The following is a 1,236-nucleotide window of genomic DNA, read 5'->3' on the forward strand; positions in this document are numbered from 1 at the left end:
TGAACCGCCCCAGGTTTCTGGACCATCTGAGGCTAGAGTTTTCCGGCTTCATTCAGGGAGGCGGGCTGGTTGAGCCTCCTGATTTCATCAGCGAGATCGGTACCTTATTGCCGATCGCACCATGCGGCCGAAACTCATTATAGTCTATACGCCAATCCTCCATCTTTTCGCGGGCATCCGCAAGGGTCAGGAACCAGTGCTGATTCAGACATTCGGCGCGGAAGCGGCCATTGAACGCTTCAATGAACGCATTGTCGGTCGGCTTGCCCGGGCGTGAGAAGTCCAAGGTGACGCCTTTGGCGTAGGCCCAAAGGTCAAGATCGCGAGACACGAACTCAGTCCCCTGATCGACACGGATCGTCTTCGGGTAGCCAACTTTCCGGCATACCCGTTCCAAGGTTTGCACGACATCTTCACCTCGATAGCTGTGACGTGGATCAAGCACCGGCACATAGCGCGAGAAGGTGTCGACCACCGTGAGCACCCGCAGTTTCTTGCCGGTCGCGAGTTGGTCGTGAACGAAGTCCATCGCCCAGACATCGTTCGGTCCAACGGCCATTTGCCGATCTTCCCGCAGCTTGGCTTTGACCCGTCGCTTCGGCGTCTTGTTACGCAGTTGCAGGCCCAAGTCTCTGTAAATGCGATAGGTTCGCTTGATGTTGGTCCCCCAACCCTCGCGCTCCAACAATACATGCACGCGACGATAGCCGTAGCGAACACGTATCTCGCAGATCTCACGAATACGACGTTCCAGACCGGCCTGATCGGCACGGCGAGAGGTGTAATGGTAGGTCGACCGATCGAAGTTCAGTGCCCCACAGGCACGCCGGATCGAGATCATCCAATCCCGGCACATGCCTTTCACCATCTCGCGTTTCCGAGCAGGCCTTAGAGCTTTCGCCGAATGACATCCTGCAACATCTCACGGTCCAGCGTCAGGTCCGCGACGATCTTCTTCAACCGCGCATTCTCGTCCTCGAGCTGCTTCAGCTTCTTCATCTCCGGCGGCAGCATGCCCGCGTATTTTTTCTTCCAGTTGAAATAGGTCGCCTGGCTGATCCCCGCCTTCCGGCAGATCTCCGCAACCGACACTCCTTCATCACCCTGCTTCAGAATGAACGCCTTCTGTGCGTCCGAAAACTGTGATGCTTTCATCGTCTTCCGTTCCTTTCCCAGCCAGGAAAATGCACCGGAAAACTCTAACCAAAAACGGTCCAGTTTGAAGGGTTCAGATCA

Annotated in this window: 1 protein-coding gene; it reads right to left on the minus strand. The window is 56.1% G+C overall.

The window, feature by feature from the left end:
- Positions 1-52: 52 nt before the first annotated feature.
- A protein-coding gene (locus PIB16_RS26635; protein ID WP_104679491.1) for an IS3 family transposase occupies positions 53-1,155 on the minus strand; the annotation gives its coding sequence in 2 pieces (ribosomal slippage) (positions 53-894 and positions 894-1,155; 1,104 coding nt in all).
- Between the last annotated feature and the right edge of the window lie 81 nt (positions 1,156-1,236).

The organism is Agrobacterium sp. ST15.13.015 (assembly GCF_027871645.1).
Lineage (GTDB): Bacteria > Pseudomonadota > Alphaproteobacteria > Rhizobiales > Rhizobiaceae > Agrobacterium > Agrobacterium leguminum.